Consider the following 24,393-nt stretch of genomic DNA (forward strand, 5'->3'; position numbering starts at 1 on the left):
ACCCCATGACCAAATACAGTCTTCGTGCACGGATGTTGATACTGATTTTGGCACCGACGCTGATGATCGGGCTGCTGCTTAGTTCGTTCTTCGTCATCCATCGTTATAATCAGTTGCAGTCACAGTTGGCCGATTCGGGCACCAGTATCATTGAGCCGCTGGCAACCATCAGCGCTTATGCGATTACTCATCGCCAGATGGACACGATTCCTCCGTTAATCAATACGCTCCATCGCCGTCACTCCGCGATTATTCGTACCATTAGCGTGTTCGATGCACGTAATCAGCTCCTGGCGACCACCAATGTCCGCCACAACGTGACATTACAGTCGCTCAGCAGCGATGCGCTTGCACACAATAAGCTGCACCTGCACCACACGAATGACGCGCTGATTCTGCATATGCCTATCGTTAATGATAGTGAATTTCTGCCTGGCGGGGTGCCACCCACCTTGCCCGGAACCGCCACACCTCTCGGCTACCTGGTTATCGAACTGGATACCAGTACCATTCGGCTTCAGCAGTATCAGGAAATCTTCATCGCCGCGCTCTTGCTGCTGTTATCGTTGGGTGCCGCCGTTATCTTTGCCTATCGTCTGATGCGGGATGTCACCACCCCGATTCGCAATATGGTTGATACCGTCGATCGCATTCGTCGTGGGCAGTTGGATAGCCGGGTCGAAGGTTACATGCTCGGCGAGCTGGATATGCTGAAAAACGGCATCAACTCGATGGCAATGTCGCTGACCGCCTACCACGAAGAAATGCAGCAAAATATCGATCAGGCAACCTACGATCTGCGGGAAACGCTGGAGCAGATGGAGATCCAAAACGTTGAGCTGGATCTGGCCAAGAAGCGCGCGCAGGAAGCAGCCCGTATCAAGTCTGAGTTTCTGGCGAATATGTCGCACGAACTGAGAACGCCGCTGAATGGCGTGATCGGTTTCACTCGCCAGACGTTGAAAACACCGCTGAACACCACGCAGACGGACTATCTGCTCACCATCGAACGTTCTGCCAATAACCTGCTGAATATTATTAACGATGTGCTGGATTTCTCGAAGCTAGAGGCAGGAAAGCTGGTGCTAGAGGATATTCCGTTTTCGCTGCACAACACGCTGGACGACGTTGTGATGCTGCTGGCACACACAGCACATGAAAAAGGATTGGAACTGACGCTCAGTATTCAGAATGACGTTCCCGAACAGTTTGTCGGTGACCCACTGCGGATACAGCAAATCATCACCAACCTGTTGGGCAACGCGATTAAATTTACCGAACAGGGCAATATTGATATTCGGGTGGAGAAGCGTCGGCAGGAGCACAATCAGGTGCAGCTAGAGGTGCAAATACGTGATACCGGCATTGGCATTGCTGAATTGCAGCAATCACAGCTGTTTCAGGCTTTCCGCCAGGCCGATACCAGCATTTCACGCCGTCATGGCGGCACAGGGCTCGGGCTGGTCATCACCCAGCGTCTGGTCAAAGAAATGGGGGGCGACATCAGTTTTCAGAGCGAGCTCAGCAAGGGATCAACCTTCTGGTTCCACATCACGCTACCGCTCAACCCGCACGCGATACCGGCCGAACCCGCCTACACGATGCTGCAAGGCAAACATCTGGCCTATGTGGAGTACCATTCTATCGCCGCGCAAGCCACACTGGATATCCTGAGCCAGACGCCGCTCATCGTGAGCTACAGCCCGACGTTTGAGCAACTGCCGGAAGGGGAATTTGATATCCTGCTGCTCGGTATTCCCGTGCAATACCGTAATACGCTGCTCGACTACACGCCCAGACTGCGCGATATCTGCCGCCGCTCGCCCTGTGTGATTCTGGCGCTACCCAGTCTGGCGCAAATGGATGCCGAGCAGTTGAAAACCTTCGGCGTACACGCCTGCCTGAGCAAACCGCTCGCCGCGTCACGCCTGCTGCCGCTGCTACAGGACAGCACGCTGTTCCAGCTCTCTTTTCTGCCAGACGATGCGGCACCGCATCAGAGTGCCGCACGCCATCTCGCCCGTTTACCGTTGAGGGTGATGGCGGTGGATGACAATCCAGCCAATCTGAAACTGATCGGCACGCTGCTGGAAGAGCAGGTCGAGACGATTATCCTGTGCGAAAGCGGACAAGATGCGATTGCACAGGCAGAACTGAATCAGTGCGACATTATTCTCATGGATATTCAGATGCCGGGTATGGACGGCATTTGCGCCAGCGAGCTGATCCGCCAGATCCCTCACCATGCCACCACGCCAATCATCGCGGTAACGGCGCAGACTATGACGGGTGAACGCGAGCATCTGCTACGTTCGGGTATGGATGACTATCTGGCGAAACCGATAGACGAACTGATGCTGAAAAGCGTGTTGACGCGTCATGCGCGGCAAGATCCGCTGAAACGTAATCGGGGCGAGATTACGGGATTACTGAACGAGCACGACGATAGCCAGCTATCACTCGACTGGGCGCTGGCGCAGCAACAGGCGGCTAACAAGCCGGAACTGGCGCGCGACCTGCTGCAAATGCTGTTGGATTTCTTGCCAGAGGTTCAGCGGAAGATAGAAAACGTGCTAAAGGGTCAGACGGATGATGGCATCATCGAGCTGGTTCATAAACTGCACGGCAGTTGCAGCTACAGCGGCGTGCCGCGTCTGCAACGCATCTGCCGCTATCTGGAACAACAGCTGCGCAAGGGCGTTCACGCCAGCGATCTCGAACCCGAATGGTTAGAGCTGCTGGACGAAATCGACAATGTCAACAAAGCCGCCCAGCCGCATATCAATCCTATGCATTCGTAATCAATATCCCCACTGCGGAGACAGTTTCGTGCGCTTTGCTGTTATCAGGCGTAAAAAATTATGCTGAGGAGATAGCGGGCTTCGGATGAGCCGCAGGACGCGGCGAAAGCTTGCGCCACGTCGGGAACGTGTCGCAAGCGGTCCGTTAAGCCAGATACCGACGAAGGCACCGCGTTAGCGGCATAATTCCCGCCGAAAGCCTGGGGTCACGGGGCGGCGGCGACTGAGCGCCCCGTGTCGGGCGCGTGCTGCGAAGTAGCATGAAATAGCCGTATTGTGGCGCACGAAACCGTCCCTCAGTCTTATGTAGATAAAAGGTTCTAGACTAACCGTAGCGCCATCGCATTATCGCGACATAGACTGCGCCAGTCGGATCGTGGCGGCGATATTACGTGCCGTCATCCGCACATTCTCTGCCGCATTATCCAGCGCTTCTTCTAGTGAGCAAATGTTATAAAGCACGCTGAATACGGCATCCAGGCCATGTTCATGCACCACTGCAACATCTGCCGTCAGGCTGCCGGCGATGCCAATCACCGGTTTGTTATACTGTTTGGCTATCCGCGCCACGCCAATCGGCACTTTACCGTGGATCGTCTGGCTGTCGATGCGCCCTTCACCGGTAATCACCAGCGTGGCATCGCGTACCAGTTCATCCAGCCCCAACGCTTCCGTGACAATCTCTATTCCCTGACGAAGCTCAGCGCCGCAAAAGGCCTGTAGCGCCGCCCCCATACCGCCCGCCGCCCCCGCACCAGGAACGTGTTCCACGTCCATATCCAGATCGTGGCGAATCACCGCCGCATAATGCTTCAACGCATTATCCAGCTGTTCAATCATCTCCGGCGTTGCCCCTTTTTGAGGACCAAAGATCGCCGACGCGCCCTGCTTCCCCGTCAACGGATTGGTCACATCACAGGCCACTTCAAAGCGACAATTTTTGATACGCTCATCCAGCTCGCTGATATCAATACGAGCAAGTTTGTCGAGCTCCCCCCCGCCAAAACTAATCTGCTCACCCTGCTGATCCAGCAACTTCGCGCCCAGCGCCTGTACCATGCCCGATCCGCCGTCATTGGTTGCGCTCCCGCCAATGCCGATGATGCAGTGCCGAACACCGTGATCTAACGCGCAGCGAATCAACTCGCCCGTGCCATAACTGGTGGTTTTTAACGGATTGCGCAGCTGCGAAGGCACTCGTTCCAGACCGCTTGCCGCCGCCATCTCAATAAACGCCGTTTTTTCATCGCCAGACAGGCCAAAGAACGCGTCGATGTTATCGCCTAACGGCCCTGTCACCTTAACATTCACAATCTTGCCATCGGTCGCAGCGACCATGGCTTCCACGGTGCCTTCCCCACCATCTGCAACGGGCAATTTGACATAGCAGGCATCGGGAAATATTTCACGAAATCCCTTTTCAATCTGCGTAGCAACATCTTGTGCAGACAGGCTTTCTTTATAAGAATCCGGTGCGATCACTATTTTCATAAACGATCCGATTTCATCAACGTTCCGATTGCATCAATAATCCGCGCGCTCATGAAACGGCGCTTATACCCGCCAACGTTCAGGGCAGTAGATCCTGAAACCCAGTAGGTAGATCAGAATGATTATCCGCCAATCGGCTGGCATCCTGCGCCAGCCTCATGACTATCGCTTCACGGCTTATCGCGTAACTTCCACTTTGGCCAGCTTCTCGTAGTAACACGCCAGCGCACTGTGGTCGGCCGATCCCAGATCGTCCGCTTTCAGCGCCTGCATCATTTCCATCACCGCCGCCGTTAACGGCAGCTGTGCGCCAACGCCGTGTGAGGTATCCAGCGCGTTCGCCAAATCCTTGATATGCAGATCGATGCGGAAGCCTGGCTTAAAGTTACGATCCATCACCATCGGCGCTTTCGCATCCAGCACGGTGCTGCCAGCCAATCCACCGCGGATCGCCTGATAAACCAGATCCGGGTTAACGCCTGCTTTCGTCGCCAGCACCAGCGCTTCAGACATGGCAGCAATATTCAGCGCCACAATCACCTGGTTCGCCAGTTTGGTCACGTTACCCGCGCCGATATCACCGGTATGTACAACAGAACCCGCCATGGATTTCAGAATCTCAAAGCAGCGGTCAAACTGGGCTTTGTCGCCACCGACCATTACGGACAGCGTGCCGTCGATCGCTTTCGGTTCACCGCCGCTGACCGGCGCGTCCAGCATAGCGATCTCTTTCGTCGCCAGTGCGGTAGCAATTTCACGGCTGGCAAGCGGGGCGATTGAGCTCATATCCACCACAATGCTGCCGGCACGCGCACCGTCAATGACGCCGTTTTCACCTAGCACCACGTCTTTAACGTGTGGAGAGTTAGGCAGCATGGTGATGATGACATCGCACTGTTCCGCCACCTGTTTTGGCGTTTCAGCCGACGTTGCGCCCGCAGCAACCACTTCCGCGACTGCGTCCAGATTTCGATCCATCACGACTAATGAGTAACCTGCTTTCAACAGATTTTTACTCATCGGTTTTCCCATGATGCCCAATCCAATAAAACCAATTTTCATCGCCCTAACCTCATTGTCTGATGTAGATATCACTTCAATTCACGATGAACCCGCCTCATGGCGGATCCGATTCGCACGGAATGACTGAATTTGCTAACAAAGTACGCTGAGCAATGGCAATGGGTAGATCGTAAAGACGCTGCAAGTACATCCCTGTAAGCTCGAGCCGCGCAGATATGAATCTCGTCCCTGATATTCACCCTTTCAGGGCCGTCGCAAGCGACGTTCAAAAGCGTTCCTGACGCTTTTGTCCCTGGCGCGGACGCTTTACTCTTCTATCCCATTACCATCGTTCTCGCTCCGCAAATAGGTTTGTCAACGGTCTGAATTACTTCTTGTACTTGTCGCTCAACGCCTGTGTTGCGCTGCGGAACACACCCAGATCGCTACCAACTGCAACGAAGCTTGCGCCCCATTCGAGATAGCGACGCGCATCGGCTTCAACCGGTGCCAGAATGCCGCACGGTTTGTTATGTGCCGCAGCGCGATCAAAGATGTGGCGGATCGCCTTCTGCACGTCAGGATGATTAGGCTGACCAAGGTAGCCGAGCGCCGCAGACAGGTCGCTCGGGCCAACAAACACGCCGTCTACGCCATCAACCGCAATGATCGCATCCAGGTTGTCGAGGCCGTCCTGACTTTCGATTTGCACGACAACGGTAATACTGTCGTTAATCTTGGCGAAATAGTCTGGTTCGGTGCCATAGCAGTTGCTACGGTGCGCCACAGACACGCCGCGGATACCCGCAGGCGGATAACGTGTTGACGCGACCGCACGCGCGGCTTCCTCCGCCGTTTCTACGAAAGGAATCAGGAAGTTATTGAAGCCGATATCCAACAGGCGCTTGATGATGATCGGCTCATTGCATGGCGGGCGGACGACAGGCGCACTGTGGCTGCCTTTCAGCGCCATTAGCTGAGGAATAAACGTCACGATATCGTTAGGCGCATGCTCGCCATCCAGCACCAGCCAGTCGAATCCCGCCAGCCCCAGCACTTCAGTTGAAATCGGGTTGCCCAGCGCACACCAGCAGCCAATCAACGTTTTCCCCTGCTGCAAATCTTGGCGAAAACGGTTAGGTAACAGCGGAGTCTTCATTTTTTATCCTCAGTCATTCCAGCGCCGCTTGCCTGAAGCGGCGCGCTCAAAAAACAGAAAATCAGAACGTTAGCGAACCAGACACGGACGTTTATTATCAAACGTCCACCCAGGAATAAGGTACTGCATTCCCATTGCGTCGTTACGTGCGCCTAATCCCATGTTTTTATACAGTTCGTGGGCTTTCATTACCTGGTCCATATCCAGCTCGATACCCAGACCCGGTTTCTTCGGCACTTCCACCATGCCGCCCACAATCTTCAACGGTTCTTTCGTCAGGCGTTGGTTACCTTCCTGCCAGATCCAGTGCGTATCCAGCGCGGCAATTTTACCCGGTGCAGCAGCGCCAACATGGGTAAACATGGCCAGTGAAATATCAAAGTGGTTATTGGAGTGAGAACCCCAGGTTAAGCCCCACTCGTGACACATTTGCGCCACACGCACAGAGCCTTGCATCGTCCAGAAGTGCGGATCGGCCAACGGAATATCGACCGATTGCAGTGAAATGGTGTGCCCCATCTGTCGCCAGTCAGTAGCAATCATGTTAGTCGCGGTAGGCAACCCTGTCGCACGGCGGAACTCCGCCATCACTTCACGACCAGAGAACCCTTGTTCCGCGCCGCATGGATCTTCTGCATACGCCAACACATCGCGCAGTTGTTTGCCCAGACCGATGGCTTCATCCAGCGACCAGGCACCATTGGGATCCAGCGTGATGCGCGCCTGCGGGAAGCGTTTCGCCAACGCAGTCACCGCTTCAGCCTCTTCGCTACCGGCTAGTACGCCGCCTTTCAGTTTGAAATCGTTGAAACCGTATTTTTCGTACGCGGCTTCAGCCAGACGCACGATGGTTTCTGGCGTCAGCGCTTCTTCATGACGCAGGCGATACCAGTCGCATTTCTCGTTAGCCTGACTCTGGTAAGGCAGATCGGTTTTATTACGATCGCCGATGTAGAACAGATAACCCAGCATCTCGACGGCATCGCGCTGTTGACCATCGCCCAGCAGCGAGGCCACGCTGACGTTGAGGAATTGCCCCAGCAGATCGAGCATGGCGGCTTCGATCCCCGTGACGACATGGATGGTGGTACGCAGATCGAACGTCTGCAAACCGCGTCCGGAAGAATCGCGGTCGGCGAACTGCGTACGCACCGCGGTCATCACGTTTTTATATTCACCCAGCGTTTTACCCACCACTAGCGCGGCAGCATCTTCCAGCGTTTGACGGATTTTCTCACCGCCGGGAATTTCTCCGACACCGGTATTCCCGGCGTTATCTTTCAGAATCACAATGTTGCGAGTGAAATAAGGTGCATGTGCACCACTCAGGTTGAGCAGCATACTATCGTGACCTGCAACCGGAATAACCTGCATGTGGGTAATAACCGGTGTTGAGCTTTGCAATGTCATTTTCTTATCCTTTCTCTCTCATTTTCTATGTAGGGTTAGCGGCCAAAAACCGGGCGTTTACGATCAAATTTCCAACCAGGAATCAGGTACTGCATGGCGACGGCATCATTACGTGCCCCGCTCGGTAATTTTTTATACAGATCGTGGGCTTTCATGACCTGTTCCATATCCAGCTCAATCCCCAGACCGGGACGATCCGGCACCTTAATTTTGCCGTTGACGATTTGCAGCGGCTCTTTGGTCAGATGCTGCCCTTCCTGCCAGATCCAGTGCGTATCAATCGCCGTCGGGTTACCCGGTGCCGCCGCTCCCACATGCGTGAACATCGCCAGAGAAATATCGAAGTGGTTATTGGAATGGCAGCCCCACGTCAGGCCCCACTCATCACACAGTTGGGCGACGCGCACCGCACCATGCATCGTCCAGAAATGGGGATCCGCCAGCGGAATATCGACCGCCTGCAACATCACGGCATGGTTCATTTCGCGCCAGTTGGTCGCAATCATGTTGGTCGCGACCGGCAGCCCGGTAGCACGACGGAATTCCGCCATCACTTCACGACCGGAGAAACCTTGTTCGGCACCACACGGGTCTTCCGCGTAGGTCAGAATGCCCTTCATGTCTTTGCATAACCCGATTGCTTCATCCAGCAGCCAGGCACCGTTTGGATCGACAGTAATACGCGCATCCGGGAATCGTTTCTTCAGCGCCTTCACAGCATCGATTTCCTGCTCGCCGGGCAGTACGCCACCTTTGAGTTTGAAATCTTTAAATCCGTAGCGGTCGGTCGTGGCTTCGGCCAAACGCACAATCGCGTCGCTGTCCATCGCCTGCTGGTGACGCAGGTGATACCACTCGTGCTTGCCTTTCTCACCGGATACTTTCTCACCAGATAAGTAAGGCAAATCCGTCTTCGTGCGGTCGCCGATATAGAACAGATAACCGAGCACGGTGACTTCATCACGCTGTTTACCCGGCCCCAGCAGCTCGGCAACGGGGACACCCATGAATTGCCCCAGCAGATCGAGTAGCGCCGCCTCAAGTGCCGCCACCGCATTCACACGCAGCTCAAACGTCCAGGCACCTTTGCCGAAGGAGTCAAAATCAGAAGACTGGTTGCCGACATGAATGTCATGTACTAAACGGTTCATGCGGGCGATTTGTTCGCCTTTTACACGAGGAATCGCTTCAACCAGCGTGTTGTAAATGACTTCACCGCCGGGCGCTTCGCCGACACCGGTATGCCCGGCGCTGTCGGTTAAAATGACGAGGTTACGCGTGAAGTAAGCACCGTGTGCACCACCGATGTTCAGCAGCATGCTGTCATAGCCCGCAACGGGGATGACTTTCATGTCGGTAATGACTGGAGTCGCTGAAAGGTTACTCATTACAGGCTCCCGTCATGCATCGAGCGAACAGGCGTTACGCTTAGGTTTCCGATGTTTGCCGAAACACAGGGGCGCGTTGCAGCGGATGAAAATAATTCAGTCATACAGAAATAAAAAACAGATGGTGCACCAGTAGATGATTTCATGTTGTTTTCCTACTTTATTAGCGCGACCTTGTTTTTACTCTGATTTGAACTGAACACTGCTTGTAGGGTTATCAGAATAAAAACAGGTTATATACCCGTAATACTTCAAGCTGCATGTGCGTTGCCTTCCCGCACCTCGAATTATTTGAGGTATAACTGCCCGGATACCGAAATAAACCAGTCAGAAAAGCGATGTTGTAATCTGTAGCGCCTTACCAACCTCAGTAAAAAGTATAAGTTTTCTTATTTCACAACTCATTGGGCAATAGCACAGCATTCCCTGTCGAAATGCAGATTAAATATGTCATTATCACAGGCCAATGGGAGGTGTTTCACGAAAACCGGGAAAAGCGAATTTATCTCTTCAAAGGGTAAAATAGGTGCCAACCCAATGATATTTCACAAATGAAAATACCGCTGCTATGGCATAGCGTCTAAATCATGATAGAGCTAGACGGTGGTGTGTCAGTCACCGGATTAGAGAGCATACGTTACACACGATGCTCCTACTGCCCGGCTATTATTTATTTTTCTAGCTTCTTCTATTAACGTATCTATTGTGGTAGAAGCTAAACATTGACAGGATCTGCAGAGTCAGAAAATAAATACGTCATAATTTTCTCTCTGGTCTGAGAAATAGTAATAACATCCGTTAACAGTCCTTTGTCTTTTAATCGCTCAGGATGAGAAACTTCATATTTAAGTGTAGCAAGAACGTGATATTCTCGTTCATTAAGAGATGTTGTCATAATCTTATTTATTGTTTCCACGCTATAGACACCGATATTCGCCTGAGGATAAGCTAGAACAGCAGTGGGATTAAATCCAGGTCCACCAAGTGCAAAAACGCCGCCTGTATAAGCTTTTCTCGCGACTAAGAATAACTTTGGAACCTCACAATTAACGTGAGCCTTGAAAAGCTCCGCTGCGGCTAAAAACATTCCACTACTCTCAGCTACTTTACCAATCATAAACCCCGGGACATCCGCAATAAATAGAATGGGAGTATGGCACTTGGTGGCAAGATTTATCATCCGAACCATTTTGGTTGCAGACTGTCGATAAATCGCGCCACCTTTATATTTTGGATTATTGGCAATAATAATGAATGGATTACCCTGAATTTTCGCCCATCCAGTTATCACTTCCTGAGCATAGTCAGGGCTGCATTCAAAAAAACTTTCTTTATCAATAAATACTGATAATAAACGATGCATATCATAAGGTACTCGGTGATCCGTCGGAATAATAGTATTAACATCAACCTCATCTGGCTGAGTAAAATTAATAGTGTGCTGTCGTGGGAAAAGTAAAGAGAATAGCGTTCGTAAACGAGAGAATAATACCGTCTCCATTTCAAAAACACATTGAACCTGACCGGAATGCCTCGCATGCATCGTCGCCCCACCCAAACTGTAGAGATCTGACGCTTCGGCAAGCATCGCTTTGACCATATCAGGCCGTCCCATACAGAACGCGCCACGATCCGTCATCAAGACCAAGTCACCCAGCATAAGCGGCAGGGCCAAAGGTCCTGAGGTCGGCCCAAGGATCACAGAGATAAGCACATTACGATGTGCGAAGCGGGCCAATGACGCACTGACCTTTCCCATTCCCGATGGGGAGAGCAGGAGTGAAGACATATCTTCCGAAAACACATTTGTGGTGTTGAAAGGAGTATCGCCCCCCCCCAACTTATCCTGAATATAGATTAACGGCACACCAGAAACTGCAGCGCGCTCTGTCGTCTGAATAATATGGTCAATCGTTTTCCATTGCCAGAGTACGTTAAACTCACAATCCTCACCCCGATTCATAATAATGAAAACAGGTTGCTGGTTAATCGTTCCTTCGCCACATATAAAATGTGTATCGTGATAAGGAAAATGTGCACAGAAACTCTGGCAATCTAACAAATGCTTTATCCTTTCCTCGCTACAACTCATGTAACACCTATTTTAAAAATAAGAAAACAGACTCACCATACAACAAGAGACATGGCTAAATTTAAAAAACCAAGCTTAACCTGATAAAAAACAAATGATTTTAATTTACCCATGCAAGCGACCCCATAACCATTTACTATCCGAACTAATAAACCCTGTATATTTACACACCCACACCAAGTACTTTATTTAATGATTAAAAAATTATCTCGACTTACATTATTTATGGATATACCACCGATATTTTAATGAAAAAAATAAGCAACATCCATAAACTTACCCTACTAACAATATAGATAATCATTATCATAGCATGATAAAACATTAGCATTTCATACTATACACATGCAATATATACGCAACGAAAAATAAGAGTCATGAATTGACTATTTAATAATTACCACGCTATTTATTAAAACATTCATATTGCATAATAATGTTAAGGAAAACCTATGCTGAAAAGCAACATCCGCGCGATAAATGGAATGCCGTGTGTCGACCAACTATTTGACTACGCCGCTTTCCTTGAGCAAATAGAAGCATACGGTGCCATCGGATCGTTTCCTGCAAATGTGACACCACCCCGTATCGCAATCGTCGGTGCAGGGTTAAGCGGGCTGGTTACCGCATTCGAATTACTGCGTGCCGGCATACGTGACATCACAGTGTTTGAAGCGCGCGATCGCATTGGCGGCAGAATCTGGTCGCAAAACTTCGATCCCAACTTGCCCAATTTAATTGCCGAAATGGGCGCGATGCGCTTTCCATCCAGTGAGACATGTTTGTTTCACTACCTTGATAAATTCCAGATCGCGACATCTTCAGCCTTCCCCGATCCTGGCATCGTGGATACAGAACTGGACTACCGTGGTCAACGCTATTACTGGCCCGCAGGTGAAAAACCACCAACGCTATTCCAGCATGTTTATGAAGGCTGGCACGCTTTGCTACAAGAAGGTTATACACATAACGGCCAACAACTTGTCTCCCCGTTGACAATCACATCACTACTGCAGGCGCGACGCTTCAAGGAAGTTCAAGCCGCATGGCAGGCGTGGATCGATGCTTTCGGCGATTATTCCTTCTATTCGGCGATCGCCTTGATTTTCAGTGGCGATAATCCGCCCGGCGGCAAACGCTGGAAAAAACCGGATGATTTTGCACTTTTTGGTTCATTAGGTATTGGTTCCGGGGGCTTTCTTCCTGTTTATCAGGCAGGATTTATTGAAATTATGCGGTTGGTTGTAAATGGTTACGAAGTCGATCAGCGCTTAGTCGTCGGTGGAATATCTAGGCTCATTGACCAATTGCTCTCTCAAAATATTCACGATCATCCTCTGAGAGAGCATGTCCATTTCCGCACCGTGAAACAGATAGATAAAGTGGACGGAAAAATAGCGCTGAAATTTGAACAAGATGACGAGCAGCAGTTTGATCGCGTGATCGTCACTAGCAGTCCGCGTACCATGCAGATAGTGCATAACCTGACCCGAAGCAATATGTTTTTCAATCATGATGTCTTGCGAGCCTTAAAAGAGACACATCTTACGGGGTCATCAAAATTATTTATCCTTACTCGTAATAAATTTTGGCTACAACACGCTTTGCCCGTTACCATCCAATCTGATGGTCTGGTACGCGGTGTCTATTGCCTAGACTATGAGCCAGACAATCCGGAAGGACACGGCGTAGTGCTGCTGAGTTATACTTGGGAGGATGATTCTCACAAACTATTGAGCCTGACTAATAAAACGGAACGTTGTCACTATTTAACCAACGATTTAATGGCAGCATTCCCGGAATTCGCCCGCCACCTCATCCCGCTGAATAATGATTATGACCGCTATGTCTTGCACCACGACTGGCTGACCGACCCACATGCGCTAGGTGCCTTTAAGCTAAATTATCCTGGCGAAGATAGCTATTCGCAGCGGCTATTTTTTCAGTTTCAGGATGCCAACTCCCCGCATACCGATCCCGGTATTTATCTGGCTGGCTGTGGCTGTTCGTTTACTGGCGGATGGGGTGAAGGTGCCGTACAAACGGCCCTGAATAGCGCTTGTGCAGTCATTCGCAGTACTGGAGGACAGTTGGTTGAGGGTAACCCACTAGACGCAATGCAACCCGCGTACCGTTACTAGGCATCATGGTATTTCAGGAGAAAAAGCATGATCTCAAACCTATCGCTTCAATCGCTCTGCCACGCATTAAATACGGGTACCCTAAGTACCGAAGAAATGCGTACGCATGTTCACCAGTCGGCCAAACAGCAACAACATCTGAGTATTTTCATCCCCTCGATTGATGGGAAGATGATTTCAACAAAGCCAGATCAGGCTAAGCGTGGCAAACCACTCTTCGGGTTGCCTGTTGCCTACAAAGACAATATCAGCGTCGTCGGCTACCGGTTAACAGCGGGAACGCCAGGCATGGCTGACTGTATGGCCAAATACGATGCGGATATTGTCAAACGCTTCGCAATGCACGGCGCAATCGTGGCAGGCAAGACGAACATGCACGAACTTTCCTGCGGAGTCACTTCTCTCAATCTTCATTTTGGCGCAGTCGGCAATCCGGCAGCCCCCGGTTACTGCGCCGGAGGAAGCAGCGGTGGGAGTGCTGCGGCAGTAGCAGCAGGGATTGTGCCGGTCGCCGTCGGTACCGATACGGGAGGCTCCGTACGCATCCCTGCTGCATTTTGCGGCATCACTGGCTTTCGTCCTACAACGGGATGTTTTACGTCTGAGGGTATCATCCCCGTGTCACGCACGAAAGACACACCCGGTTTATTGACGCGCACAGCGGAGGACGCCCGTTTTCTACAACGTATCTTGATGCATGTCGATAGGCCACTTCACAAAATGCCATGCCGTATCGGGCTACCAACGACGATGTGGTCAGCATTGGATGACGAGGTTCGCATTTATTGCCAGCGCGCCTTGGATCGCCTGACTCGTGAAGGATATGAGTGTGTCGCCATCAATGATCGCCGCATCAACGCGCTGAATTCCGCCATCGTCTTTACGCTACCGCGCTATGAATTTCTGACCGATTTCCCACGCGCGCTGCTGGAACAGGGATGGGGTCATCGGATTAACGATGTCATCAACGAGATTTGCGATCCTGCGGTACGACACTTCATCCACAACGATTTGTCTTGCGCACACTATAGCAGCGCAACGGACTATATCACCGCACTTGGCACACTAGCCAGACTGCGTGACGCCGTCGCTGATATGTTCGTGAGACATCAGATCGATATTCTGGCTTATCCTACCGTCCCATGCGCCGTGCCGCACCTCAGCGCTGCGGCAAACCCCGATCTGTTTGCACGCATCGTTCGTAACACAGAACTAGCGAGCAACGCCGCACTGCCATCAATTACATTACCGGTAGCACCGGCTGGCTATCTACCCGTTGGGTTAAACATTGACGGCGCACATGGTAGTGACGGTGAATTACTGGCAACGGCATGTCATATTGAACACCTGTTAGCAGCATAAAATACCGCGCATTTTTAGGCTGGATTTGTTTGTCCACAAAGTCAGAAAATAGGTCGTAAGAGCATCTTGCCATACATACTCTTTCCCCTCTCGATTCTGGCAACACGCTATCGAGAGGGGGAGCAACTTTATTTCAGTTATAGCGTTTCGTTGTCCGTTGGGTTCCTTCCTTTTTACACCGTTAAAGCACTGGCCTCCCTCCTACCCACGTCTTTATCTGTAAGCAGGCCAAGGTGCCAAATAACCCCAGAACGCTGACATAACGATGCATCACTCTAGTATTAATGCATCCGGTAATTATTTAACAAACGGCTTCAATTCGATGCGTTCAATATTTTGCACGATGAATAGGTAGCTGATGATGGCAAACGCAGCATGGATACCGACATAAACTAAGCCACCATTAAAAGAGCCTGTCATTCCTACGATATAACCGATAGCAATTGGGGTCACGATACCGGAGATATTGCCAAACATATTAAACAGGCCGCCACTCAGACCGCTGATTTCTTTTGGTGCGGTATCTGCCATGACTGCCCAGCCTAGTGCACCAATCCCTTTACCGAAGAATGCCAGCGACATGAATGCAATAACCACCCATTCTGTCGAAACATAGTTACAAATCACCATCGACATAGAAAGCAACATACCAAGGACAATCGGCGTCTTACGGGCGAAAGTCAGGGAATTGGTACGACGCATTAGATAATCAGAAATCACACCGCCCAATACCCCGCCCACAAAACCACAGATTGCAGGGACAGATGCGACAAAACCAGCCTTCAGAATTGACATGCCTCTAGCCTGAACCAGATAAACAGGGAACCAGGTAATGAAGAAGTAAGTCAGAGCGTTAATACAATATTGCCCCAGATAAATACCAACCATCATCCGTGAAGTAAGCAACTGTTTAATCTGGGACCATTTTTCTTCTGCTGGCACCTTAGCCTTGCTAGCAGCCGCATCCATATTGATCAGTGCGCCACCCGCTTCGATATAATCCAGTTCCGCCTGATTCACTCCTGGGTGATCTTTCGGATCGTGGATCACTTTCAGCCAGACGAAGCTGAGGATGATACCTAACCCGCCCATGAACCAGAACACATGCGCCCAACCCACAGCATGCACCAACCATCCCATGATAGGAGCGAAAATCACCGTCGCAAAATATTGCGCCGAGTTAAAAATCGCTACGGCAGTACCACGTTCCTGTGCAGGGAACCAGGCGGCGACGATACGGCTGTTGCCAGGGAAAGAAGGCGACTCACAAATCCCCACCATAAAGCGCAATAAGAATAGCGAAATGATAATAGATGACGTCGTAGGAAAGAGATCAACGAACCCTTGTAACAACGTAAAGAGTGACCAGGTAAAAATACTCCAGAAGTAGACGCGTTTGGAACCAAAGCGATCAAGCAGCCACCCACCTGGGATTTGACCAATAACATAAGCCCAGGAAAATGCGGAGAAGATATACCCCATACCGACAGCATCCAGGCCAATATCTTTTGACATGGCGGAGCCCGCTATCGAGATAGTGGCGCGGTCGCCATAGTTAAATGACGTGACAATAAACAACATCACGACAATCCAGTAGCGGGCGTTTGTTCTCTTTTGTATCGCGCCAGCTGCTGAGCTTACTGTATTCATGATGAACTCCTGCTTCAATCGCGGTTCGCTCATTCATTCCGAATAACAGATAACGGTGTAGGGTTATCAGAATGAAGATCAGTGGATTATTTAGGGTATAGTTAACATTCCCATTTTTATTTTTTGCGAATAGCCAGGCTATATAGCATCAGAGTAATTAGCTGACATCTTCAACTCGCAGGAACATTATAATTTTTACCCACTGACTGCTCACTAGATAAAAGCACAACATTAAAAATGTCCTTTTGAATATGTTGGTGCACTTGCCCTATATAGTGCGAGGTGTTTCACGAAAAACACCGCTATTCTCTTTTTACATTCATACACATTATTTTCATTTCTGACTTAAAAACCGCGCACAGGAAGAATGTGATCAAACTCACCAAAATTTGGTTCTTCGCCTGATAAATCGAAAACAATAAGCGCCTGCTTAGGTCAATTGCATAATGTACGAGAAGGGAACCTCACGTATACTCATTAGCGAGCAATGAAGTAATAGCGTGGTAATCGTTACCACCGTGTTTCTGATAAACCAATAATAAAGGCTTGCATCATGTCAGATAAATCAGAAAGTAATGCTGCACAAGAGCAGCCACTTTATATTAAGGTCCACGATTCTGATAATGTTGCCATTGTTGTTAATAATAATGGCTTACGTGCCGGAACCCGTTTTAATGATGATCTGGAATTAATTGAGCATGTTCCGCAAGGCCACAAAGTGGCTCTTGTGGATATCGCCAAATCAGGCGCAATCATCCGCTATGGTGAAATTATTGGGTATGCGCTGCGCGATATAGCCAAAGGAAGCTGGATCGATGAATCTCTGGTCGAGTTACCTCAGGCTCCCGCACTGGAAACCCTGCCACTAGCAACCAAAATCCCCCCCGCGCTTCCTGCGTTGGAAGGGTACACCTTTGAAGGTTACCGCAACGCCGATGGCAGCGTAGGTACGAAAAACCTGTTGGGCATCAGCACCAGCGTGCACTGTGTCGCAGGCGTCGTGGACTATGTCGTCAAAATTATCGAGCGTGATTTATTACCGAGATATCCCAATGTCGATGGCGTGGTCGCGCTCAATCATCTCTATGGCTGTGGCGTAGCAATCAATGCCCCTGCGGCGGTGGTTCCCATCCGAACCATTCATAATCTGGCGCTGAACCCGAATTTTGGCGGCGAGATACTGGTAGTCGGTCTGGGCTGTGAAAAATTGCAACCGGAGCGTCTGCTGGAAGGGACGTCTGATGTACAAGCCATCTCCCTTGACGACACCAGCATTGTCCGCTTGCAGGATGAGCACCACGTTGGTTTCAGATCGATGGTGGATGATATTCTGACGATGGCAGACAAGCATCTGCAACGGTTGAACAAACGCCAGCGTGAAACCTGTCCGGCCTCTGAGCTGGTTGTCGGCATGCAGTGCGGTGGTAGCGATGCGTTCTCCGGCGTCACCGCGAACCCAGCCGTTGGTTTTGCATCTGACCTGTTGGTACGCTGCGGTGCGACCGTCATGTTCTCCGAAGTGACCGAAGTGCGCGACGCCATCCATCTGTTAACGCCGCGCGTCATCAATGAGGAAGTCGGTAAACGCCTGTTGGAAGAAATGGCCTGGTACGATAACTACCTCGACAGCGGCCAGACCGATCGTAGCGCCAACCCATCACCGGGCAACAAAAAGGGTGGCCTCGCGAACGTGGTGGAAAAAGCGCTCGGCTCCATCGCCAAATCCGGTACCAGCGCGATTGTCGAAGTCCTGTCCCCCGGTCAGCGTCCAACCAAACGTGGGCTGATTTACGCCGCAACGCCAGCCAGTGATTTCGTGTGCGGCACTCAGCAGCTTGCTTCTGGTATCACCGTGCAGGTCTTCACCACCGGTCGTGGTACACCCTATGGTCTACTGGCAGTACCCGTAATCAAAATGGCAACCCGTACCGCATTGGCAAACCGCTGGCACGATCTGATGGATATTGATGCTGGTACTATTGCGACCGGAGAGGCCACGATCGAAGACGTAGGCTGGCAGCTTTTCCGCTTTATTTTGGATATCGCCAGCGGCAAGAAAAAAACCTGGTCCGATCAATGGGGGCTTCACAACGCACTGGCCGTTTTCAATCCGGCACCGGTAACCTGATTATCTTTCTCCGCAGGCCAGAATCATTATCTGGTCTGCGGATAGCGTTATTTGATCTACAATAAATTCGGCATCAATAAAAATGGAAGAAAGGCCGTAATTAAAAGAATAAACAGCAGGGAGGCAACATTTAATTTCATTGGCGCAAAGAAAAAATAAAAAAAACTTAACAAATCATTCTTCATAGCGTCAATTTCATCGAATCCAAAACACCTTTCAAGAAAAAAACCATTTTACGCCCTGCCTATTTTTAATCATTTTTTACCAATTATTTATTCCCAATAAAATGAATCAATTGACAGATAATTGTCCTCATCATAAATTTACGCGTGCTGAAAAAGCGTGCTGACGCTGATGAAATATTTGTTACAAAAATACAGTTACCAAATCTCCATCACGCACAATATAGGGTAAATAGTCCGCTCATAAATAATGCATAACATTATTTTATATAAATGAGTCAGTCACCCAAAAAATTTCAGCATACCCATTTGAATAATTTGAATATTTACACAGCAATATGCCTGACAGATTTCATGGGACTCACCATTCGGCAGTGACACTGCGTTTCAGCTTCTGTAATGAACAGAGCAGCGGAGACGAAAACAGTGGCCTACGTGACTGAACCTGGGAACTGAGCAGGATGCGTACGCCGGGGTTTCTAATGAGATTGAATACACCTGTTACACAGCAGGAATATCTGTTAGACATGGACACCATATTGATGTCCACGACAGATATTCACAGCCACATTACTTATGCCAACTCTGCCTTCATTAAGGTTAGCGGTTTTTCTGAAGAGCAACTCATCAATCAGCCACACAATATTGTACGCCATCCAGACATGCCCGCTGAAGCCTATGCAGACCTATGGTTTACGTTGAAACAGGGCGATAGCTGGACCGGATTAGTGAAAAATCGTCGCAACAACGGCGATCACTATTGGGTGCGCGCCAACGTTACGCCGGTTTACCAGCAAGAGCAGCTCGCAGGTTATATTTCGGTACGTAACACGCCCGCTGCCGAAGAAATACAGTACGCCGAAGCACTATATAGTGCCGTGCAGAAAAAACAGGCTGGCAGCCGTAAATTCTACAAAGGGTTGGTTGTTCGCACCGGATTCTTTTCTCCACTGTCGATCCTACAAAAACTGTCAGTCCGCTGGCGCTTGCGCATAGCCGTGTTGACGGTGGGGCTTATTCCTGCCCTACTCGCGTTCAGTGGTATGAATCCGCTGTGGCTGCTGGCACTGACGCTGTTACTCATCGTCATCATGGATCAGTTTCTGCAAAAGCAAATTGCCCAGCCAATCAGGATGATACTGAAGCAGGCTCAGCACGTGGTATCGGGCCGTAAAGTCAGGCATGTCCACCTGAACCGGGTCGACGAAATTGGCTTGCTTCTCCGCTCTGTTAACCAGTTTGCCCTAAACCTGCATTCACTTGTCGACGACGTCAGTACACAGGTAAACGGCATCACCAACGTCAGCCATAAGCTGGCGGAGAACAATGTCGATCTGAATACCCGTACGGAAGAAACGTCAGCTAATCTGCAACAAACTGCCGCCGCCATTGAAGAAATTACCGTTGCCGTACAGCAGAGTGCAGAAACAGCGGCACAGGCCACCACCATGGCAGAAGCCGCCAGCAGCACCGCGTTTAAAGGTGGCAATATCATGAAGGAAACCATCGGCATGATGGATTCTATTTCCAGCGCCAGCGATAAAATCGTTGATATCATTGGCGTGATAGACAGTATTGCCTTCCAAACCAACATCCTTGCGCTGAATGCGGCAGTTGAAGCCGCTCGTGCTGGCGTACAAGGGCGCGGATTTGCGGTGGTAGCCGCCGAGGTTCGCAATCTGGCACAGCATTCCGCCTCTGCGGCCAAAGAGATTAAAACGTTGATAGACGCCAACGTCGAAAGTGTGAAACAGGGCAGCACAATGGTCGAAAATGCGGGCAAGCATATCAGCGATATCGTTGATGAAGTCTTGCAGGTCTCCACCATGATCAAGGAGATCAGCAACGCCACACATGAGCAAACCTCTGCGCTAGGCCTGATCAATACCTCTATCGCCCAGATAGAGCAAATGACACAACGCAATACCGATATGGTTACCCACTCAACAGAAGCGGCCGAAGGGCTAAATCTTCAGGCAAGGCGGTTGAATAGCGCAATTAACGTGTACGGAAGTTAACTGACGTTATCTTATGCATATTGCGTCAAGGGCGTGAGAAAACGTCCTTGACCCTCTTCCTTTCCCCCCTAGCAAGCGAATATTACCCCGATAGTTTTGTAAGCTTTTCGTAAAGGAAAGGGCGAGACCGCCGATAATAACCGCAGAATTACTTATTTCAGGAGGAAGTGATGTCCAATATCAGCCAGATTACAATGAATACGGTATCAAACGTAGCAACGGCCGCTGCGGCCAAGTCTACCTCTACGACAGAAAGTAAGGCTACGTCGACTAATGAGAGTAAGGCTGCGTCTGCTGGCAGTAGTGGTGCTCAACAAAAAATTGCCGCAATACAAAATCAAATCAAGCAACTGACTAAAAAGTTAACAGAGCTGGGTACATCGGCCGAAAAAGCGCAAAGCGAAGCCGAGCGAAAACTCATCAAACAACAGCAACAGATGATTCAGGCGCAAATCCAGGCGCTCTATGCTGAAATTGCCCGTATCCAAAAAGAAGAAGCAGAAAAGAAAGCGACTGAGTCTGCGTCAAATGTGACATCACAACAAACTGAAAATAAGGTCAAAAAAGGGGGGATTGATACCTACGCCTGACCGCAATATCTGACGCCCTTTCCCTTTATTCCTCCGCCCTTTCCTGGTAGATACACTTTGTTACATTAGCTATCAGGAAAGTGAGAATTTCATGTTTCTTTACCAACAATATCACCTTCGAGAAAGTGCTTAAATTGCCGATATAACAGCTTGTACCTCGAATAATTCGGGTATATCGGCATCTTTTCAGGAGGGAAAATGTCAAACACCATCAGCAGTATCAGCGTTTCGACAACAACCGCAAGCAGCAGTAAAAGTAGCAGCACTTCGGAGCAACAGATTGCGCAGCTCACCAAGCAGGTTCAGGCGCTTACCAAGCAGGTAAGTAAACTGACCGAATCCGCTTCCAGCGCAGAAAGTGATGAAGAACGTAAACTGATCGAACAACAACAACAGGCAATTCAGGCACAAATTCAGGCGTTACAAGCTCAAATTGCCCGCTTGCAGAGTGAAAAATCAGAACAGCAGTCTGATTCCTCTGTTTCGACTCAATATGCTAAAGAAGAAGGCGTTAACCGGCCGACAGCAGATAACCAGATTAATATCTACGTGTAGTCTGCGTCAGGGATGGGTAGCCAGTAAACGTAAAAGGTCGCTTCATTGAAGCGACCTTTTTTCATCAGGGGCTACGACAGAAATGGATAATCAGGGACGGGGCCGTTTCAGCGGCGTGACCAACCCTTGCAGACCTTCAACCTTGATTGCCAGCGTAATTTGCATCAATTCACCTAAGCGACCTTTAGGAAATTCATCCTTGCGAGAGAACCACAGCAGGTACTCTTCCGGTAAATCAATCAGCGCTCGCCCTTTGTATTTACCAAACGGCATCTGCATCCTGGCAATATCTATCAGGTCTTCTTTTTCCATCCGTTTACGCCCCCAATAGTCGGATCATTTCCGCCTCATCGATCACTGGGATCCCCAATTCTTGCGCCTTCGCTAGCTTAGAGCCTGCGGCTTCACCGGCGATCACCATATTGGTTTTCTTCGAGACACTGCCACTCACTTTTGCCCCTAACGCCGTTAGCCGATCTTTGGCTTCATCGCGAGACAAAACACTCAGCGATCCGGTCAATACCACCGTTTTCCCGGCAAATGGACTGTCGATCTCTTCAACATTGACGACCTGCACCTCAGGCCAGTGAATGTTGATGCCTGCGGGATCGGTCAGCTCGCGGATCACAGTTTGGTTGTGCTCTTCCTCAAGGAAATGACGCACATGTGCAGCAACGACTTTACCGACATCCGGCACCTCTAGCAGCGCCTCTTCATCAGCAGCAAAAAGCGCTTCCAGCGAGCCAAAATGGGCAGCCAGATTCGCTGCCGTTGATTCGCCAACATCGCGGATCCCCAACGCATAGAGAAAGCGCGCCAGCGTGGTGCTTTTCGCCTTTTCCAAGGCATTGACCAGATTCATCGCGGATTTCGGCCCCATGCGATCCAGACCCGTCATGATCCCAGCGCTCAGGCGGAACAGATCGGCTGGCGTCTTGACGTACTCTTTTTCCACCAGTTGATCGATGATCTTATCGCCCATACCTTCCACATCCAATGCGCGACGAGAAACAAAATGCTTCAGTGCCTCTTTACGCTGGGCACCGCAGATCAAGCCACCGGTACAGCGCGTGACGGCCTCGCCTTCCACACGCTCAACGTCAGATCCACACACGGGACAGGCCGCAGGGAAAACGATTGGGCACACCGTTGCTGGCCGTTCAGATTCTACAATACCGACGATCTGCGGGATCACATCCCCCGCTCGACGCACAATCACGCGATCGCCAATCTGCAAACCTAAACGCTCAATTTCATCGGCATTATGCAGCGTGGCGTTGCTGACGATTACGCCAGCTACGGCAACGGGTTCCAGACGCGCAACGGGCGTAATCGCACCTGTCCGCCCAACCTGAAATTCGACATCGCGTACCCAGGTCAGCTGTTCCTGTGCTGGGAATTTAAAGGCTACAGCCCAGCGCGGCGCACGGGCAACGAACCCTAACCGCTCCTGCAATTCCAGCGAGTCAACTTTGACAACGACGCCGTCAATATCAAAACCTAACGAGCCGCGGGTCTGTTCAATCTGACGATAAAAATCAAGTACCTCAGCCGGACCGGTACAGAGCTTGATTTTATCGCTCACCGGCAGTCCCCACTTCTTGAACTGCATCAGCCGTTCTTTGTGGCTAGCGGGCAACTCGCCGCCTTCCAGCAGGCCGACGCCATAACAGAAGAAGGTCAGCGGACGTGTAGCGGTAATGCGTGGATCGAGCTGGCGCAGCGATCCGGCAGCGGCGTTACGCGGGTTGGCAAAGACTTTGCTCCCTGTACGGCGAGCTTCTTCGTTCAGTTTTTCAAAGCCGCTGTGCTTCATGAACACTTCGCCGCGTACTTCAACACGACGCGGAATATTGTCACCCTCAAGGCGCAGCGGTATCGCCGCAACGGTACGAATGTTACTGGTGATATTTTCTCCGGTTGTGCCATCCCCGCGCGTGGCAGCCTGTACCAGAACGCCGTCTTCATACAACAAGCTAACGGCTAAACCATCCAGTTTCAGCTCGCAGCAGAATGTCAGCTCATCACCGTTTTTCAGCCTGTCGCCAATTCGCTTACTGAAGGCAAGATAACTCTCTTCATCAAATACGTTATCCAGCGATAACATCGGCACTTCATGACGAACCTGTTCAAATGCCGCCAGCGGTGCCGCACCCACGCGCTGCGTCGGAGAATCGCTAGTCACCAGTTCGGGGTGATCCGCCTCTAACGCTCTTAATTCCTGCATGAGTTTGTCATATTCAACATCAGGAATTTCGGGCGCATCTTCAACGTGATATTTGTATTCGTGATGGCGTAAGACCCGGCGCAACTCCGCTACCCGCAGTGCGACCGCATTCACTTCGGCTGGTTCTTTCTTCACTGGTTTCATACCTGTTTTATCTGACGTGTCGCCCTGTCGGCGCCATGATTGTTATGATTCTC

The 24,393-nt window shown here is 50.4% G+C and carries 16 protein-coding genes; 7 read left to right on the plus strand and 9 right to left on the minus strand.

The features are described 5' to 3' along the window. Positions 1-5: 5 nt before the first annotated feature. Entirely contained in the window at positions 6-2,801 is a 2,796-nt protein-coding gene (gene barA / locus KKH3_RS15630; RefSeq protein ID WP_039361262.1) for a two-component sensor histidine kinase BarA, read from the plus strand. Positions 2,802-3,146: 345 nt separating this feature from the next. On the opposite strand, the gene KKH3_RS15635 is transcribed toward barA, so the two are convergent. From KKH3_RS15635 to KKH3_RS15660, 6 genes are all read right to left on the minus strand, one after another. Then, entirely contained in the window at positions 3,147-4,292 is a 1,146-nt protein-coding gene (locus tag KKH3_RS15635) for a glycerate kinase (protein ID WP_039361264.1), read from the minus strand. Between the two features lie 177 nt (positions 4,293-4,469). Beyond that, complete coding sequence (gene garR / locus KKH3_RS15640) at positions 4,470-5,384, minus strand: 2-hydroxy-3-oxopropionate reductase (RefSeq protein ID WP_268807929.1); 915 nt, start codon at positions 5,382-5,384, stop codon at positions 4,470-4,472. A gap of 298 nt (positions 5,385-5,682) precedes the next feature. Continuing rightward, positions 5,683-6,453: a 2-dehydro-3-deoxyglucarate aldolase gene (garL, locus tag KKH3_RS15645; RefSeq protein WP_039361268.1), complete on the minus strand. Its 771-nt coding sequence runs from the start codon at positions 6,451-6,453 to the stop codon at positions 5,683-5,685. A 69-nt stretch (positions 6,454-6,522) separates the two neighbouring features. Next, the gene (gudD, locus tag KKH3_RS15650) at positions 6,523-7,863 is read right to left on the minus strand and encodes a glucarate dehydratase (protein ID WP_039361270.1); all 1,341 of its coding nucleotides are present in this window, start codon (positions 7,861-7,863) and stop codon (positions 6,523-6,525) included. A gap of 35 nt (positions 7,864-7,898) precedes the next feature. Continuing rightward, positions 7,899-9,251: an enolase C-terminal domain-like protein gene (locus KKH3_RS15655; protein WP_039361272.1), complete on the minus strand. Its 1,353-nt coding sequence runs from the start codon at positions 9,249-9,251 to the stop codon at positions 7,899-7,901. A 715-nt stretch (positions 9,252-9,966) separates the two neighbouring features. Further along, positions 9,967-11,343: a carboxyl transferase domain-containing protein gene (locus KKH3_RS15660; RefSeq protein ID WP_039361273.1), complete on the minus strand. Its 1,377-nt coding sequence runs from the start codon at positions 11,341-11,343 to the stop codon at positions 9,967-9,969. Between the two features lie 452 nt (positions 11,344-11,795). Between KKH3_RS15660 and KKH3_RS15665 the strand changes: the two genes are divergently transcribed. Together KKH3_RS15665 and KKH3_RS15670 are read left to right on the plus strand one after the other, a co-directional pair. Next, positions 11,796-13,484 (plus strand): NAD(P)/FAD-dependent oxidoreductase, encoded by a 1,689-nt coding sequence (locus tag KKH3_RS15665; protein WP_052201352.1) that lies wholly within the window; start codon positions 11,796-11,798, stop codon positions 13,482-13,484. A 27-nt stretch (positions 13,485-13,511) separates the two neighbouring features. Continuing rightward, positions 13,512-14,846 (plus strand): amidase family protein, encoded by a 1,335-nt coding sequence (locus tag KKH3_RS15670; RefSeq protein ID WP_039361275.1) that lies wholly within the window; start codon positions 13,512-13,514, stop codon positions 14,844-14,846. A 297-nt stretch (positions 14,847-15,143) separates the two neighbouring features. Here the strand turns inward: KKH3_RS15670 and KKH3_RS15675 are convergent, their stop codons facing one another. Beyond that, positions 15,144-16,496 carry an MFS transporter gene (locus KKH3_RS15675; RefSeq protein WP_039361277.1) on the minus strand — a complete coding sequence of 451 codons (1,353 nt, stop codon included), beginning with the start codon at positions 16,494-16,496 and terminating at the stop codon, positions 15,144-15,146. Between the two features lie 553 nt (positions 16,497-17,049). Here KKH3_RS15675 and garD point away from each other — a divergent pair. The 4 genes from garD (at position 17,050) to KKH3_RS15695 (ending at position 21,969) form a co-directional block, all read left to right on the plus strand. Continuing rightward, entirely contained in the window at positions 17,050-18,624 is a 1,575-nt protein-coding gene (gene garD, locus KKH3_RS15680) for a galactarate dehydratase (RefSeq protein WP_039361279.1), read from the plus strand. A gap of 664 nt (positions 18,625-19,288) precedes the next feature. Next, entirely contained in the window at positions 19,289-20,824 is a 1,536-nt protein-coding gene (locus KKH3_RS15685) for a methyl-accepting chemotaxis protein (protein ID WP_039361281.1), read from the plus strand. Positions 20,825-20,994: 170 nt separating this feature from the next. Then, entirely contained in the window at positions 20,995-21,414 is a 420-nt protein-coding gene (locus KKH3_RS15690) for a FlxA-like family protein (protein ID WP_039361283.1), read from the plus strand. A 198-nt stretch (positions 21,415-21,612) separates the two neighbouring features. Next, positions 21,613-21,969 (plus strand): FlxA-like family protein, encoded by a 357-nt coding sequence (locus KKH3_RS15695; RefSeq protein ID WP_039361285.1) that lies wholly within the window; start codon positions 21,613-21,615, stop codon positions 21,967-21,969. A gap of 90 nt (positions 21,970-22,059) precedes the next feature. On the opposite strand, the gene KKH3_RS15700 is transcribed toward KKH3_RS15695, so the two are convergent. Both KKH3_RS15700 and ligA read right to left on the minus strand, forming a co-directional pair. Further along, complete coding sequence (locus KKH3_RS15700) at positions 22,060-22,281, minus strand: DUF3820 family protein (RefSeq protein ID WP_039361287.1); 222 nt, start codon at positions 22,279-22,281, stop codon at positions 22,060-22,062. 4 nt (positions 22,282-22,285) lie between these two features. Further along, positions 22,286-24,340, minus strand: coding sequence for an NAD-dependent DNA ligase LigA (gene ligA, locus KKH3_RS15705; protein ID WP_052201354.1), 2,055 nt, complete (start codon positions 24,338-24,340; stop codon positions 22,286-22,288). Between the last annotated feature and the right edge of the window lie 53 nt (positions 24,341-24,393).

It is taken from the genome of Pectobacterium actinidiae, from assembly GCF_000803315.1.
Taxonomy (GTDB): domain Bacteria; phylum Pseudomonadota; class Gammaproteobacteria; order Enterobacterales; family Enterobacteriaceae; genus Pectobacterium; species Pectobacterium actinidiae.

Coding starts and splice junctions, on each gene's coding strand:
- KKH3_RS15675 (WP_039361277.1), bottom strand. CDS start 16,496: ATGAATACAGTAAGCTCAGCAGCTGGCGCGATACAAAAGAGAACAAAC.
- KKH3_RS15690 (WP_039361283.1), top strand. CDS start 20,995: ATGTCCAATATCAGCCAGATTACAATGAATACGGTATCAAACGTAGCA.
- KKH3_RS15700 (WP_039361287.1), bottom strand. CDS start 22,281: ATGGAAAAAGAAGACCTGATAGATATTGCCAGGATGCAGATGCCGTTT.
- gudD (WP_039361270.1), bottom strand. CDS start 7,863: ATGACATTGCAAAGCTCAACACCGGTTATTACCCACATGCAGGTTATT.
- barA (WP_039361262.1), top strand. CDS start 6: ATGACCAAATACAGTCTTCGTGCACGGATGTTGATACTGATTTTGGCA.
- KKH3_RS15685 (WP_039361281.1), top strand. CDS start 19,289: ATGAGATTGAATACACCTGTTACACAGCAGGAATATCTGTTAGACATG.
- KKH3_RS15635 (WP_039361264.1), bottom strand. CDS start 4,292: ATGAAAATAGTGATCGCACCGGATTCTTATAAAGAAAGCCTGTCTGCA.
- garL (WP_039361268.1), bottom strand. CDS start 6,453: ATGAAGACTCCGCTGTTACCTAACCGTTTTCGCCAAGATTTGCAGCAG.
- KKH3_RS15670 (WP_039361275.1), top strand. CDS start 13,512: ATGATCTCAAACCTATCGCTTCAATCGCTCTGCCACGCATTAAATACG.
- KKH3_RS15665 (WP_052201352.1), top strand. CDS start 11,796: ATGCTGAAAAGCAACATCCGCGCGATAAATGGAATGCCGTGTGTCGAC.
- KKH3_RS15655 (WP_039361272.1), bottom strand. CDS start 9,251: ATGAGTAACCTTTCAGCGACTCCAGTCATTACCGACATGAAAGTCATC.
- KKH3_RS15695 (WP_039361285.1), top strand. CDS start 21,613: ATGTCAAACACCATCAGCAGTATCAGCGTTTCGACAACAACCGCAAGC.
- ligA (WP_052201354.1), bottom strand. CDS start 24,340: ATGAAACCAGTGAAGAAAGAACCAGCCGAAGTGAATGCGGTCGCACTG.
- KKH3_RS15660 (WP_039361273.1), bottom strand. CDS start 11,343: ATGAGTTGTAGCGAGGAAAGGATAAAGCATTTGTTAGATTGCCAGAGT.
- garD (WP_039361279.1), top strand. CDS start 17,050: ATGTCAGATAAATCAGAAAGTAATGCTGCACAAGAGCAGCCACTTTAT.